Below are 15,266 nucleotides of genomic sequence, written 5' to 3' on the forward strand. Positions count from 1 at the left end.
TGATCCCGGATGTCCAATTGCGCAGGAGCTAGCTGATGGCCGATCGAATTCCCGAAAAAATGCAGGCCGTGGTGTGCCATGGCCCCAATGACTACCGCCTCGAAGAGGTGTCCGTCCCGCAGCGTGGCCCAGGGGAGGCGCTGATCCGCGTCGAGGCCGTCGGCATCTGCGCCAGCGACCTGAAGTGCTATCACGGTGCCGCCAAGTTCTGGGGCGACGAGAACCGGCCCGCCTGGGCGGAGACGATGGTGATCCCCGGGCATGAATTTGTAGGCGTGGTAGTCGAACTCGACGACGAGGCGGCACAGCGATGGAACATCGAGGTCGGTGACCGAGTGGTTTCCGAGCAGATCGTCCCGTGCTGGGAGTGCCTCTTCTGTAAGCGTGGCAATTACCACATGTGCCAGCCTCACGACCTCTACGGGTTCAAGCGCCGCACCCCCGGGGCGATGGCCTCCTACATGATTTACCCGGTGCAAGCGTTGGTACACAAGGTCTCCAAGGACATCGCCCCCGCTCACGCAGCGTTTGCCGAACCCCTGTCCTGCTCGTTGCATGCGGTCGAGCGCGCCCAGATCACGTTCGAGGACACCGTCGTGGTCGCCGGCTGCGGACCGATCGGTCTGGGCATGATCGCCGGCGCCAAGGCCAAGAACGCCATGCGCGTCATCGCCTTGGACATGGCGCCCGAGAAGCTGGAGCTCGCCAAGAAGTGCGGCGCCGACCTCACCATCAACATCGCCGAACAGGACGCAGTGCAGATCGTCAAAGATCTCACCGACGGCTACGGAGCCGACGTCTATCTGGAGGGCACCGGGCATACCTCGGCGGTGCCACAGGGACTCAACCTGCTGCGCAAGCTCGGCCGGTACGTCGAGTACGGCGTGTTCGGCAGCGACGTCACCGTCGACTGGAGCATCATCAGCGACGACAAAGAGCTCGACGTGCTCGGCGCCCATCTGGGCCCGTACTGCTGGCCCGCGGCCATCAAGATGATCGAATCCGGCGTTCTGCCGATGGACGAGATCTGCACGCACCAACTGCCGCTGACCGAATTCCAGAAGGGTCTGGACCTGGTCGGCAGCGGCCGCGAATCGGTCAAAGTGTCCCTGATCCCGGCCTGACGGAGGGTTGCATCCATGCGCGATTTTCGTGGACCACAGCTATCCCGGCGAAACATGTTGGCGGCCATGGGCCTTGCCGGTGCGGCGGCGGTCGGCGCGCCCATCCTGTCCGCCTGCGGTGTAGGCGGAACACCACCTGCACCCAATGGCGCCGGCGAGGTCACCGGTGGCTTCGACTGGCGCAAGGCGTCGGGGCAGACCATCAACATCCTCCAGACCCCGCATCCGTACCAGTTGTCGTATCAGCCGCTGCTCGCCGAGTTCACCGAACTCACCGGCATCACTGTCAACGTCGACCTGGTACCGGAGGCCGACTACTTCACCAAGCTCAACACCGAGTTGGCCGGCGGCTCCGGTAAACACGACGCGTTCATGCTCGGCGCCTACTTCATCTGGCAGTACGGCCCCCCGGGCTGGGTCGAGGACCTCAAACCGTGGCTGGAAAACACCGCGGCAACCAGTGCCGAGTACGACTTCGAGGACATCTTCGAGGGCCTGCGCACCTCGACCCGCTGGGATTTCACGTTGGGAAACCCGCTGGGCACCGGTGGTCAATGGGCCATCCCGTGGGGATTCGAGAACAACGTCGTGGCCTACAACAAGCGGATCTTCGACGAAAAGGGCATCACCAGACTGCCCGACAATCTCGACGACTTCATCCAGCTGGCCGTCGATCTGACCGACCGTTCGCAGAATCGCTACGGTCTGTCGACCCGCGGCTCGAAGTCGTGGGCCACCATCCATCCCGGCTTCATGACGCAGTACACCCGCCAGGGCGCGGTGGACTACAGCTGGAACGGCCAGGAACTGGTCGCCGAGATGGACAGTGCCGCGGCCGTCGATTTCACCGAGAAGTGGATCGACCTGCAGCATCGGGCCGGACCCACATCGTGGACCACGTATGACTATCCCAACGCGACCGGCGATCTCGGCGATGGCACCGCGATGATGGTGTTCGACGCCGACAGCGCCACCTACCCCAAAAACAAGCCCGGCGCCAGCAAAGAAGCCGGCAACATCGCCTGGTATGCGGGCCCCGCCGGGCCCGACGGCAACTACAAGACCAACCTGTGGACGTGGAGCTGGGCCATGTCGGCGAATTCCCGAAACAAGTTGCCGGCCTGGTTGTTCATCCAATGGGCCACGGGCAAGGAGTCGATGAACAAGGCCGTCGAGGGCGGCACGTACGCAGATCCGGTGCGCCAGTCGGTGTTCGACACCACGTTCAAACGGGTGGCCGCCGATCAGCACGGCTATCTGGAAGCGTTCGAGACCGTCATCGGCGAATCGAAGATCCAGTTCACCCCGCAGAAGAAGTTCTTCGACACCACGCAGAACTGGGCGGTCGCCCTGCAGGACATCTACGGCGGAGATGACGCCAGATCCCGCCTGGCCAGCCTCGCCAAGACCAACACCTCCAAGGTCAACCTCTAGGAACCGTGGCATCCATGACAACTCAGACGTCCAAGGCTCCGGCGACATCGCCGGAGCAGCCGGGCTCCGCGCGCGGCCAGAACTTGTCCGAGGTACCGATCTGGCGGCGCCGGCTGCGGCCGTACCTGCTGTCGGTGCCGGCGGTGGTGATCGTGATCGGGATCCTGTACCCGTTTGCGGTCGGCGCCTACTACGCCTTCCTCAACTACGCGGCCGTCAACCCCAATCCGCACTTCGTCGGGTTCGAGAATTTTGTCTCGGTGCTCGGCGATCAGGTGTTCTGGAAGAGCGTTCAGGTCACGGCGACCTTCGCCGTGCTGGCCACCTTCATCGAGACAGTGCTCGGGGTCGGTCTCGCGCTGCTGCTCAACCGGTCGTCGTTCATCGGCAAGATCTTCGAGAAGGTCCTGATCCTGCCGCTGATGATCGCGCCGGTGATCGCGGGCGTGATCTGGAAACTGATGTTCAACCCGCAGTTCGGTGTTCTCAATCATGTTCTGGGGCTGGGTAATACATTTGACTGGCTGTCGGCGGGAAATGCCCTGTTCTCGGTGATCCTGGTCGATATCTGGATCTTCACCCCGTTTGTCGCCATCCTGGTGCTCGCCGGTATCCGTTCGCTGCCACGGGAGCCGTTCGAGGCTTCCGAAGTCGACGGCGCCAGTTGGTTCTACATGTTCCGCAAGCTCATGCTGCCGATGCTGTGGCCCTACATCCTGGTGGCTGTCATCTTCCGGTTCATGGACAACCTGAAGGTCTTCGACCACATTTATGTGCTGACCGCAGGAGGGCCCGGCGTGGCCACCCGCACCTTGCAGATCGGGGCGTTCGAGGACTCGATCATCAACCTCGACTACTCGCGCGGCAGCACGTACATGCTGCTGCTCTGGGTCATCGTGTTCATCACCGCGCGCTACCTGGTGAGCGTGCTCGGCAAGGCGCAGCGTCGTGCTGCCGGAGCGGAGTCCTAGACATGGCACTGTTCACTAAAGCCGAACTACTGCCCGGCCAGAGGCGCTGGTCCATCGGCTCGGTGGCCGCCGACGTGGGGCTGGTCTTCTGGTTCCTCTTCTCGCTGTTCCCGATCTTCTGGATGCTGATGCTGGCACTGAAGAACGCCGAGGAGCAGACCACCACCTACTTCGCATTCAGCCCCACCTGGTCGAACTTCGCAACGGTGCTGTCCGACAAGGGCACTGAGATGACGAGTGTCGACTTCACCTCGGCGATGCTGACCAGCTTGCTGAACTGCGGTGGTGCGGTCCTGGTATCGCTGATCATCGGCATCCCGGCCGCGTACGCTGCCGGCCGGTGGCAGTACAAAGGCTCCAACGACCTGATGTTCACCATGCTGTCCTTCCGTTTCGCGCCGGAACTGATGGTCATCGTGCCGTTGTTTGTCATCTACAACCAGATCGGGCTGTTCGACACCAAGGTCGGCATGATCTGGGTGCTGCAGCTGGTGACGATGCCGCTGGTGGTGTGGATCCTTCGGTCCTACTTTCAGGATCTGCCGGAGGATCTGGAACAGGCGGCACTGTTGGACGGCTACACCCGCACCAGAGCTTTTGTGATGGTCGCCCTGCCGATCGTCAGGCCGGGGATCGCGGCGGCGGCGTTGTTGGCGTTCATCTTCGCCTGGAACAACTACGTCTTCCCGCTGATTCTGGCTGACAGCAACGCCGGCACCGTCACCGTCGCGATCACCAAGTTCCTCGGCGGCGGCGGGCAGGCGTACTACAACCTCACGGCGGCGGCGGCCCTCATCGCCGCGCTGCCGCCACTCATCCTCGCGCTCACCATCCAGCGGTACCTGGTGCGGGGCCTATCCTTCGGGGCGGTGAAATCCTGATGGCGACCATCTCAGCCAGCGGCGTGCAGAAGGCGTTCGGCAAAGTCGCAGCAGTGGACGGCGTGAGCGTCGACATCGCCGACGGCGAGTTCTTCGTGATCCTGGGACCCAGCGGTGCGGGCAAGACCACAACGCTGAAATCCATTGCGGGACTCGTGGACATCGATGAAGGATCTGTGCACATCGGCGGCGTCGACGTGACCATGGTCGAGCCGTACAACCGCAACGTGGCGATGGCCTTCGAGAGCTATGCGCTCTATCCGCAGAAGACCGTCAGCCAGAACTTGGCGTCGCCACTGAAATCGGGGCGTACCGGCAAGTATTCGGAGGCGCAGCGGACCGAACGCATCGACCAGGTGACCAAGACCTTGGGTATCAACCACCTCTTGCAGCGATTGCCGCGCGAGCTGTCCAACGGTCAACGTCAGCGCGTCGCGCTGGGTCGGGTCCTGGTTCGCCCGGCCGATGTGTACTTGCTCGACGAGCCGCTCAGCCACCTGGATGCGAAGCTGCGGGCCCAGATGCGTGCCGAGCTCAAACAGCTCGGCGCCATGAGTAACACGACGACGATCTACGTCACCCACGATTACCAGGAGGCGCTGGCGCTCGGTGACCGGATCGGGGTCATGCGAGCCGGTCGCCTCGTCCAGGTCGGCACTCCCGAGGAGATCTGGCGCCGGCCGGCCGACACCTTCGTCGCCAAGGCTCTGGGGCAGCCGGAGATCAACATCATCGACGGTGTGCTCGACGACAACCGGATCAGGCTGGGAGGAAACGACCCAGGGAGTCCGTCGGTACCGCTACCTGCAGCACTGGAGGCCCAGCGGGGTGACCGAGTGCGAGTCGGGCTGCGGCCCTCCGATATTCACGTCACCTCCGGAGAGGGGTCGCTGCGTGGCCGGGTATTGCTGGCCGAGCGACTGGGCCGCAACATCGAGCTGACAGTTGATGTGGGCGGTGCCCACCTGATCGTGCTGACCTCCGGACGTCACGGGGTCGGCGAAGGCGACGAGGTGACGATGACCATCGCCGACAGCGACGTGCACGTCTTCGCCGCCGGCGACGGAGACACCGCTCGTTTGACCACCACCAGCCCTACCACTCTGGAGGCCGCACAGTGACCGTCACAGCGGAACGGAGCAGCACCGCGCAGAGCCTCACACTCTCGGACCTGGTCAAGACCTACGCCTCCCGCGGGCGGGACCGGGTGACCGCGGTCAAAGGTATCGATCTGGCCATCGAGCCGGGGGAGCTGGTGGCGCTGCTGGGGCCTTCGGGCTGCGGCAAGACCACCACGCTGCGAATGATCGCCGGGCTCGAGACCGTCACCAGTGGGTCCATCAAGATCGGGGACCGCGAGATCTCGCAGCTGCCCGCCGCCAAGCGAGGGATCGGTGTCGGTTTCGAGAGCTACGCGCTGTACCCACCGATGTCGATCCGCGACAACCTGCTCTACGGCCTGAAGGCGCGCAAGGTCAAAGGCGCCGAAACGATGGTGTCCGCCATCTGCGACCGGCTCGAGATGAACGACCTCCTGGAGTTGCGACCCGCGGGGCTCTCCAGCGGGCAGAAGCAGCGGGTCGCGTTGGCCCGTGCGCTGGTCCGCAACCCACCGGTGTTGCTACTCGATGAGCCGTTGAGTCACCTCGACGCCTCCGCGCGCCAGCGGGTGCGCCGGGAACTCAAAGTGCTGCAACGTGAATTCGGTTACACCACAATCGTTGTCACCCACGACCAGGTGGAGGCGCTGTCGTTGGCCGATCGGCTGGCGGTGATGGACGCCGGAGTGGTGCAACAGTTCGGCACCCCCGACGAGGTGTTCGACGATCCGGCGAATCTGTTTGTTGCCACGTTTGTCGGCGAACCGCAGATCAACGTGCTGCACGGGACCGCACGAATTCACGACGGCCGAGTCCGCGTGCAGATCGGCAACAATGCCGGTTACCTGGAGGCCAGTGCGCGCAACGTGGCGGACGGGGCCCCGGTGACCGTCGGAATCCGGCCGCAGGACTGTGCGCTCGGCGCCGGTGAGCCCGCCGGTGCGGCAGGGCTCACAGCTACCGTTGCTTACTTCGAGCACCTGCTCGAGTTCGGGTTGGCGACAAGTACCGTTGCGGGTATGGAAGACGGAATCGTGGTGCAGACCCCGGCCCAACAGAGCTATGAGCCCGACCAGCGGGTGACTGTCACCGCCCCAGCGGAGCGGGTTTATCTCTTCGACGCCGACAACGGGGACCGGATCCGATGACCAAACTCTTCAATGATCCGGCCCGGTTCACCGAGGACATGCTCGTCGGGTTTCTGGACGCCAACTCCCGCTACGTCACCGGCGTGCCCGGCGGTGTGGTCCGGGCAAACAAGACCGCTCCGGGCAAGGTCGCCGTTGTCATCGGCGGCGGGTCGGGTCACTACCCGGCGTTCTGTGGCACCGTCGGACCGGGCTTTGCCGACGGCGCCGTTGTCGGCAACATCTTCACCTCCCCATCGGCGCAGGAGGCGGCCTCGGTGGCCCGCGCCGCACACGGTGATGCCGGCGTGCTGTTGACCACCGGCAACTACGCCGGTGACGTGATGAACTTCGGGCTGGCGGTCAACCAGCTGCGCAGCGAGGGTATCGAGGCCGTCTACTTCGCCATCACCGACGACGTGGCCAGCGCCCCGAAGGGCGAGGAAGCCAAAAGGCGGGGTATCGCAGGGGATTTCACTGTCTTCAAGTGTGCCAGCGCTGCGGCCGAGGATGGTCTCGACCTGGCCGGGGTGGTTCGCATCGCAACCGCGGCCAACGACGCCACCCGGACCCTGGGCGTGGCCTTCGACGGCTGCACCATGCCGGGAGCCGACCACCCGCTGTTCACGGTGCCCGAAGGCCACATGGGTCTGGGGCTGGGAATCCACGGTGAGCCCGGCGTCGCCGATGAGCCGATGCCGTCGGCAGCAGATTTGGCCAAGACCCTGGTCGAAGGTGTCCTCAACGATTTTCCGGAGAATCCGTCCAAGCGGATCGCGGTGATCCTCAACGGCCTGGGCCGCACCAAGTACGAGGAGCTGTTCGTGGTGTGGGGCACGGCCGCTCAGCTGTTGCGCGATAAGGGCTTCGAGATCATCGAGCCCGAGGTCGGTGAGCTGGTGACCAGCCTCGACATGTCGGGCTGCTCGTTGACCGTGATGTGGCTCGACGAGGAACTCGAGAAGTATTGGACGGCGCCGGCTGACAGCCCGGCATACCGCAAGGGTGCCACCGCGTCCGCGCTGCAGGGGGAGCGGCGAACCGATGCCGCCTCCGATGCTGCTGCCGATGCCGTCGTGTTCTCGGAGCTCTCCGATGACGACGGTCGCGGCTGCGGACAGTTTGTCGCCGGCGCCATCGCCGCAATCGCCGAGATGCTCGCCGGCGCCGAGGATGAGCTCGGTCGGATCGACGCGGTGGCCGGTGACGGTGACCACGGCCGCGGCATGGTGAAGGGCTCGTCGGCGGCGCGCACCGCTGCCGACCGTGCTGCCGCCGATGGGGCCGGTACCGGTTCGGTCCTGGCCGCCGCCGGCAGTGAATGGGCGGCGAAGGCCGGTGGCACCTCCGGGGTGCTCTGGGGCGCAATGCTTTCGGCCTTGGGTACTCGACTGGGCGACACCGGACGTCCGGATGGGGCTGCCGTGGCCGCTGGAATGCGCGACGGCTATGACGCGCTGATCCGACTCGGCGGTGCATCACCGGGGGACAAGACGATGCTCGATGCCTTGCTGCCGTTTGTCGAGGAACTGGAACGACAGGTCGGCGACGGACAGAGCTGGCAGGACGGGTGGCGCGTGGCGGCGGGGGTGGCCACCGACGCCGCCCGGGCCACTGCGGATCTGCGACCCAAGGTCGGGCGTGCCCGGCCGTTGGCCGAACGTAGTATCGGTACCCCGGACGCCGGCGCCACCTCACTGGCGATGTGCGCGGTTACCGTCGCCGAAGCTTTCCCGATCTCTGAAGGAGACAAGTAGTGCCGTCGAATCTGCGGATCGTCGTCGGTTCCGACGACGCCGGATACGAGTACAAGGAAGCCCTCAAGGGTGATCTGCGCGCCGACAACCGGGTAGCCGAGGTCACCGATGTCGGAGTCGGCACCGACGAGGACACCGCCTACCCGCACGTGGCGGTGGCGGCGGCCCGTCTGGTGGCCGAGGGCAAGGCGGATCGTGCCTTGTTGATCTGCGGTACCGGGCTCGGGGTCGCCATAGCCGCCAACAAAGTGCCCGGCATCCGCGCGGTGACCGCCCACGACGGTTTCTCGGTGGAGCGCTCGGTGCTGTCGAACAATGCGCAGGTGTTGTGCATGGGGCAGCGCGTGATCGGGCTCGAACTCGCGCGCCGCCTGGTGCGGGAGTGGCTGGAGTACGAATTCGATCCGTCCAGCAAGTCCGCCGACAAGGTCGAGGCCATCTGCAGCTATGAATCGGTGACCTGACAGTCGGTCTTTGCATCCTTCTACTTCGTGCGGTCTTCCCTTCGCGGGACGGCCGCACGAAGTCGTTTCACCGGGTGTGCACCCTGTGTAGCCGGCAAAAGGGTTGTCTCCAAGTTGATTTGAAATCACCAGAGCAAGACCCGCATAGTTTCCTGTGTATCTACAACGGTGATCGTGGCGCCACTGCACCGGCACCGTGCGCGCCGGCCGATGAACTGTTGTGGAGTCCGGCTACTTGTCGTACCGTCATCCTCATTGCTTAGCCGCACTAGAAGAATCGTCTGATCGTCCGCGCCTGTCGCCGTTCAGGGGAGGGTCACGGATGCAGCGGGTTTCGGTGAGACGGCGACTCGGCCGACACTGGATGCTGCTGGTGACCGTGGTTGTGCTCGTGGTGGCCGGATTTGCCGTCTACCGGCTGCACGGCGTCTTCGCCTCACAGGATGTCACGTCCACCCCAAGTGGATCCGACACCGATATCGTGCCGTTCAACCCCAAGCGCGTGGTCCTGGAGGTGTTCGGCCCACCCGGCACGCTGGCCACCATCACCTACCTGGATATCGATGCCCAACCACAGCGCGCCGATGCCGTCGCGCTGCCCTGGTCTTATGACACCACCACCACGCAGCCCGCGGTTTTTGTCAACGTCTCCGCGCAGGGGGACCGTGACTGGATCGGCTGCCGCATCACCATCGATGGTGCGGTCAAGGACGAGAGAACCGTGAATGCCTGGCACGCCTTCACCTACTGCCTGGACAAGTCCGGATGAGTGCCACGCGGGTTCCGGACTTCATCCGGCGGTACTCGGTGATCATCGCGCTCTTCTGGCTCGCGCTGGCGGTGCTGACGAATGTTTTTGTGCCCCAATTGGAAACTGTCGCCGAATCGCACAATGTTTCGCTGAGCCCGAAGGATTCGCCGTCGCTACAAGCCAGCAAGCGCATCGGAAAAGTGTTCGGCGAGTTCGACTCCGACAGCTCGGCGATGATCGTCCTGGAGGGCGATCAACCACTCGGCGCTGACGCCCACCACTACTACGACAGCCTGATCCAGGAACTGTCCCAGGACACCGAGCACGTCCAGCACATCCAGGACTTCTGGGGGGATCCGCTGACGGCAGCGGGATCGCAGAGCTCCGACGGCAAGGCAGCTTTGGTCCAGCTGTACCTGGCCGGCAACCAAGGTGAGTCATTGGCCAACGAGTCCGTGGATGCGGTGCGTGAGATCGTCGATCGCACACCGCGACCACCGGGTCTCGAGGCCTACGTCACCGGTGCCGCTCCGCTGGTCACCGATCAGTTCGAAGTGGGCCGGCACGGCACCCTGAAGACCACCTTGATCACCATCGGGGTGATCGCGTTGATGCTCTTTGTGCTCTACCGACGTCTCACCACCGTCATCTTCGTGATCTTCACGGTGATGATCGAGCTGACCGCATCGCGCGGCGTGGTCGCCGTGCTCGCCAACGCCGGCATCATCGAGTTGTCGACCTACTCGACCAATCTGTTGACGCTTCTGGTCATCGCCGCCGGCACCGACTATGCGATCTTCATCCTCGGCCGTTTTCACGAGGCACGTCAGTCCGGGCAAGATCGGGTGTCGGCGTTCAACACGATGTACCGCGGAACGGCGCACATCATCTTGGGTTCAGGTCTGACGATCGCCGGCGCGGTGCTCTGCCTGACCTTCACCCGGCTCCCGTACTTCCAGAGCTTGGGTGTCCCCGCCGGGATCGGTGTTCTCGTCGCAGTGGTGGCGGCGTTGACCTTGGCGCCGGCGCTACTGATCATCGGCCGCCATTTCGGGCTGTTCGAACCCAGCCGGCCGATGCGTACCCAGGGGTGGCGTCGCATCGGAACGGCTGTCGTCAGGTGGCCCGGTCCGATCCTTGCAGCGACGATTGCCGTCGCCCTGATCGGTCTGCTGGCGCTGCCGCGGTACACCACCAGCTACGACACCCGGCCTTACATGCCCGCCGACGCCCCGGCCAATGTGGGTTACGCCGCCGCGGAACGCCACTTCTCACCGGCGAGGTTGAATCCAGAGCTGCTGATGATCGAAGCCGACCACGACCTACGCAATTCCACCGACATGATCCTGCTGGAGCGGGTCGCCAAGGCGGTCTTCCACACCGACGGTATCGCGCAGGTGCAGTCGATCACCCGGCCGCTGGGCACGCCGTTGGACCATACGTCGATTCCCTTCCAGATCAGTGCCGGCAGTGCCGCTCAGCTCAACAACCTGCCTTTCCAGCAAGCGCGTGGTGCGGACTTGCTCAAACAGGTTGACGTGATCAACAACTCGATCGACATTCTTCGGCAGCAGTATGCGCTCCAACAACAATCCAGTGCGATCACCGACGAGCAGTCCAAAGCCTTCCAGGACACGGTGGCCACCACGCAGGACTTGCGGGACAAGATCGCCAACTTCGACGATTTCTTCCGGCCGCTGCGTAACTATTTCTATTGGGAGCCACACTGTTTCGACATCCCGATCTGTTGGGCCCTGCGGTCCCTGTTCGACGCGCTCGACGGTATCAACGCACTGACCGAACAACTGGCCGATGTCGCCGGCAGTATCGCCAAACTGGATGAGCTGCAACCCAAGCTGCTCGCGCTGATACCGCCGCAGATCGCCAGTCAGCAGGCCAACCGCGACCTCACCCTCACCAACTACGCCACCACTTCCGGCCTCAACGACCAGGCTGAGGCGGCACTGCAAAACGCCACCGCCCTCGGTCAGGCATTCGACGCGTCGAAAACCGATGACTCGTTCTACCTGCCGCCGGAGGCGTTCACCAACCCCGAATTCCTGCGTGGGCTCAAACTGTTCCTCTCGCCGGACGGAACGGCGGCCCGCATGATCATCACCCACGAGGGCGATCCCGCTACACCTGAAGGCATTTCGCACATCGAAGCCATCAGGAACGCCGCGCAGGCCGCCGTCAAGGGCACGCCACTGGCCGGATCCCACATATACATCGCCGGCACTGCCGCCACCTACAAAGACATTCAGGAGGGCGCCAAATACGATCTCATGATCGCCGCGATCGCGGCGGTGAGCCTGATCCTGCTGGTCATGATGTTCATCACCCGGAGCATCATCGCCGCGTTTGTCATCGTGGGCACCGTGGCACTGTCGTTGGGGGCCTCTTTTGGGCTCTCGGTGTTGATCTGGCAAGAAATCCTTGGCATTCAACTGTATTGGATCGTCCTGGCGCTGGCTGTCATCTTGCTGTTGGCAGTGGGGTCGGACTACAACCTGCTGTTGATCTCCCGATTCAAAGAGGAGATCGGCGCCGGCGTGAACACCGGCATCATCCGGGCGATGGCCGGGTCCGGTGCCGTGGTCACGGCAGCCGGGCTGGTGTTCGCCGCCACCATGGCCTCCTTCCTGTTCGCAGACTTGCGGATTCTGGGCCAGATCGGAACCACCATCGCCCTCGGCCTGTTGTTCGACACGCTGATCGTTCGTTCGTTCATGACTCCGGCGGTCGCCGCATTGCTGGGCCGCTGGTTCTGGTGGCCGCTGAGAGTGCGCCCCCGCCCCGCCAGCCAGATGCTCCAGCCTTACGGCTCACGCGCCGCGGTCCGTCAGCTACTGCTGTGGGAAGACGACGATCCAGTGGTCCGGTCAGGTTCCGGCTAACGGGCCGAGCTGCCGGCAGGCTCCGGCTGCACCACCGAAATGTTCTGCAGCTTGGCTTTCAATCCCGCAACCCTTCTGAGCTGGGCGGCCATGTTCATCGACGTCAACATCGGAATGCCGCCGATGAAGGTCCGAAAGGACGGATGACCGCCGTGGAGGTGCAGCACATACAGACAGCCGACGACGTAGAAGAGGCCGATGCAGAAAAGTGCGGCCGGGATGGCGTAGGCCAGCGGTGAGCGAGCGTCGGCAACCAGCTCCCTCGCATAATCCACTTCGTCCTGCGACATCGGTTGGGATTGGCGGAGTTTGGCAAGCACGGCTTTGTGGGCGCCCACCTTCTCGCCCAGTGGATGAGAGCGGCGCTTCTCCAGTCTGCTGATGAACACGAATACGCAGATGGCGAAGCCGATTTCGAGTACCGCTGTCAGTATCGTCAGCTCGCCCCACAGGCCGAGATTCACGCTGCCGCTCCTCTGCTCCACTATCGGCCGGATTCACACCGGCGGTGCCGTCTATCCAGGTCGATACGCGGGATGCCCGGGACTGCCCCCGGCAGCATCCCGTCGGCGGGCCGCCATCCCGGCCAGTGCTTCGAACACCACGCGGTGCGCGGCGTTGACCGTCAGTTCGGCATGGTCGTAGGCGGGTGCCACTTCGACCACGTCCACACCTGCCACGTCATGTTCGTAGCAGAGTTGGCGGACCATACGCAGCAGGTCGGCGCTGGTGATGCCGCCGGGTTCGGGAGTGCCGGTACCGGGGGCGTGCGCCGGGTCCAGTACATCGATATCAACGGACACGTACAGCTTTTCGGCCTTCGCCAGCGCCTCGTCGACAGCCGACTTCATGACTGCCTTGAAGCCGCGCTCCCAGATCTCCTGCATGGTGTGCCATGTCATGCCCTGCTCGAGCATCCACTCGAAGGTGTCCTGAGGCGGCCAGTAGCCGCGCAAACCCACCTGCACGAAGTGGGTGCCCGGGACTGCCCCGGATTCGATGAGCCGGCGCATCGGCGTGCCGTGGCTGGCCAGGTTGCCCTCGATGATGTCGGCAGTGTCGGCGTGCGCATCGAAATGCACGATGCCGACATTGCCGTAGCCGTGCACGTCGGCGACCGCGGTGGCCGACGGCCAGGTGATCGAATGGTCACCACCGAGCACCACCGGCACGACGCCGCGGGATGCCACCGCATGGACTCGTTCCCGGATGTTGGCGTGGGACACCTCGGTCTGCCCATGTGGGCAGTAGGCATCGCCGAAGTCCACCACCTCGAGCCAGTCGAAGATCTCCAGTCCCAGATCCAGGTGGTAGGTGCCTGGTTCGTAGGCCGTCGCCCGGATCGCCCGCGGCCCGAACCGGGCACCCGGGCGATTGGTGGTCGCGACGTCGAACGGCGCGCCGATGATCGCCACATCGGGTTGCCAGCTCTCGAGCTGGTCGATCTCGGTCAGGAACGGGCGATGCCCGAAGGAAGCCAGGCCCGCGTACGGCAGGTCGAGTTGCTCAGCCATGCCCGGCGGGAGATCCCGCTGCGGTCCATGCTCGTGGGGTCCCATGGGCTGACACTACTGCTGGTCCGCGCCTGCCGGAGTCAAACGAAAGGTGTTGCAGGCCCGCTCAGCTGAGGTCGGTTCCGATTCGCTCCCGGAGCCGCTGCCGGATCCAGTCCGGCCAGGGTTGCTTCCGGTAGTTGGTGGTGTCGACGCACACGTGGGTCATCACGCATTCGGCGATGACCGCATCGGGGTCCCCGCCGTCGCGGACGATGGTGAATTCGCTGCGCAGGGAGCTGTTTCCGGGTTGTTGGAACCGCACCTGCACCAGCAGTCGATCATCGAAGGTGACCGGACGGCGGAATTGCAGCTCCGCCGCGGCGACGACGAAGTCGACCCCGGCGTCGGTCACAGTGCGATAGTCACCGATCAGCTCACCCAGGGCCTCGGTATGGGCCATGTCCACCCAGGTGAGGTAATGCCCGTTGAAGGCCCGGCCCTGCATATCGCATTCGACGTAGCGGACTCGCAGGGGCATCTGGAAATGTGGGACCGACATCGGCGGCCTTTCGATCGGGTGGCGGATCATCAGTATCTCGGTGCGGCGCCGGCAGCCGGGTCGAGCCGGCTCAACCGGTGCTGCGCGCGCCCTTGGCGCACCAGTGTCATGGACTGTGAGAACGTAGGGTCACCATGGATTCGCAGGACTACCTCACCTATGAGCGGTGGGGACGCAATTTCTTCGAGGTCGCAGTCACCGAGGAGCGAGTCGCGGCGGCATTTGCCGATATCGCCGGCGACGAGCTCCAGATGGGCCCGATGGCGCAGGGACCAGGCGGGCTGGCCCGGGTCACCGCCAGAGTCAGGATCCAGCAGCCGCGAGCCAGCCGTCACCTGGGTGAGACCATCACTTTTTCGATCCGGATTCCGCTGGAGATCGATCTGTTGGTCGATCTGCGCTTGGACAAGCAGCGGTTCACGGTGGCTGGCGAGATCGCGCTGCGGGCCACCGCCCGCGCAGCTGAACCGCTGCTGTTGATCATCGACGTCGCCAAGCCGAGGCCGACGGACATCAGTGTGCACGTATCGTCGAAATCCATTCGCGGTGAACTGGTGCGCATCATCGGCGGCGTGGACGCCGAGATCAGGCGGTTCATCGCCGCGCACGTCAGTGAGCAGATCGACGCGCCGGAGTCGATCAAGGCCAAGGTGATCGACGTGGCCGAACGCCTCGATGAGGCGTGGACCGGGGTATGAGGCATGG

Annotated in this window: 14 protein-coding genes; 11 read left to right on the forward strand and 3 right to left on the reverse strand. The window is 64.2% G+C overall.

What is annotated here, in order from left to right:
- Window positions 1-35 precede the first annotated feature (35 nt).
- The 10 genes from eltD to WBB07_RS22855 all read left to right on the forward strand — a co-directional run bounded on the left by eltD (window position 36) and on the right by WBB07_RS22855 (window position 12,506).
- Window positions 36-1,124 carry an erythritol/L-threitol dehyrogenase gene (eltD, locus tag WBB07_RS22810; protein ID WP_526310822.1) on the forward strand — a complete coding sequence of 363 codons (1,089 nt, stop codon included), beginning with the start codon at window positions 36-38 and terminating at the stop codon, window positions 1,122-1,124.
- Between the two features lie 15 nt (window positions 1,125-1,139).
- Complete coding sequence (locus tag WBB07_RS22815) at window positions 1,140-2,558, forward strand: extracellular solute-binding protein (RefSeq protein WP_526310824.1); 1,419 nt, start codon at window positions 1,140-1,142, stop codon at window positions 2,556-2,558.
- Window positions 2,559-2,572: 14 nt separating this feature from the next.
- Window positions 2,573-3,529, forward strand: coding sequence for a carbohydrate ABC transporter permease (locus tag WBB07_RS22820; RefSeq protein WP_526310826.1), 957 nt, complete (start codon window positions 2,573-2,575; stop codon window positions 3,527-3,529).
- A 2-nt stretch (window positions 3,530-3,531) separates the two neighbouring features.
- Entirely contained in the window at window positions 3,532-4,410 is an 879-nt protein-coding gene (locus WBB07_RS22825) for a carbohydrate ABC transporter permease (protein WP_526310828.1), read from the forward strand.
- Window positions 4,410-5,531: an ABC transporter ATP-binding protein gene (locus WBB07_RS22830; RefSeq protein WP_526310830.1), complete on the forward strand. Its 1,122-nt coding sequence runs from the start codon at window positions 4,410-4,412 to the stop codon at window positions 5,529-5,531. The genes WBB07_RS22825 and WBB07_RS22830 overlap by 1 nt, the downstream gene beginning before the upstream one ends.
- Window positions 5,528-6,658 carry an ABC transporter ATP-binding protein gene (locus WBB07_RS22835; RefSeq protein ID WP_526310832.1) on the forward strand — a complete coding sequence of 377 codons (1,131 nt, stop codon included), beginning with the start codon at window positions 5,528-5,530 and terminating at the stop codon, window positions 6,656-6,658. Before WBB07_RS22830 ends, WBB07_RS22835 begins: the two co-directional genes overlap by 4 nt.
- Window positions 6,655-8,394, forward strand: coding sequence for a dihydroxyacetone kinase family protein (locus tag WBB07_RS22840; RefSeq protein ID WP_526310834.1), 1,740 nt, complete (start codon window positions 6,655-6,657; stop codon window positions 8,392-8,394). The genes WBB07_RS22835 and WBB07_RS22840 overlap by 4 nt, the downstream gene beginning before the upstream one ends.
- Complete coding sequence (locus WBB07_RS22845; protein WP_526310836.1) at window positions 8,394-8,858, forward strand: ribose-5-phosphate isomerase; 465 nt, start codon at window positions 8,394-8,396, stop codon at window positions 8,856-8,858. The genes WBB07_RS22840 and WBB07_RS22845 overlap by 1 nt, the downstream gene beginning before the upstream one ends.
- Window positions 8,859-9,180: 322 nt before the next feature.
- Complete coding sequence (locus WBB07_RS22850; protein WP_526310838.1) at window positions 9,181-9,627, forward strand: MmpS family transport accessory protein; 447 nt, start codon at window positions 9,181-9,183, stop codon at window positions 9,625-9,627.
- Window positions 9,624-12,506: an MMPL/RND family transporter gene (locus WBB07_RS22855; RefSeq protein ID WP_526310840.1), complete on the forward strand. Its 2,883-nt coding sequence runs from the start codon at window positions 9,624-9,626 to the stop codon at window positions 12,504-12,506. The genes WBB07_RS22850 and WBB07_RS22855 overlap by 4 nt, the downstream gene beginning before the upstream one ends.
- On the opposite strand, the gene WBB07_RS22860 is transcribed toward WBB07_RS22855, so the two are convergent.
- The 3 genes from WBB07_RS22860 to WBB07_RS22870 all read right to left on the reverse strand — a co-directional run bounded on the left by WBB07_RS22860 (window position 12,503) and on the right by WBB07_RS22870 (window position 14,540).
- On the reverse strand, window positions 12,503-12,970 hold the full coding sequence (locus WBB07_RS22860) for a hypothetical protein (RefSeq protein WP_526310842.1): 468 nt from the start codon (window positions 12,968-12,970) through the stop codon (window positions 12,503-12,505). The genes WBB07_RS22855 and WBB07_RS22860 overlap by 4 nt on opposite strands.
- A 51-nt stretch (window positions 12,971-13,021) precedes the next feature.
- Window positions 13,022-14,020, reverse strand: coding sequence for an agmatinase (gene speB, locus WBB07_RS22865; protein WP_526310957.1), 999 nt, complete (start codon window positions 14,018-14,020; stop codon window positions 13,022-13,024).
- 106 nt (window positions 14,021-14,126) lie between these two features.
- Window positions 14,127-14,540, reverse strand: a complete 414-nt coding sequence (locus WBB07_RS22870; protein WP_526310844.1) for an acyl-CoA thioesterase — start codon at window positions 14,538-14,540, stop codon at window positions 14,127-14,129.
- Between the two features lie 155 nt (window positions 14,541-14,695).
- Here WBB07_RS22870 and WBB07_RS22875 point away from each other — a divergent pair, with 155 nt between their 5' ends.
- Window positions 14,696-15,259, forward strand: coding sequence for a hypothetical protein (locus WBB07_RS22875; protein WP_526310846.1), 564 nt, complete (start codon window positions 14,696-14,698; stop codon window positions 15,257-15,259).
- The last annotated feature ends 7 nt before the right edge of the window (window positions 15,260-15,266 follow it).

Source organism: Mycobacterium sp. (assembly GCF_049647605.1).
Taxonomy (GTDB): domain Bacteria; phylum Actinomycetota; class Actinomycetes; order Mycobacteriales; family Mycobacteriaceae; genus Mycobacterium.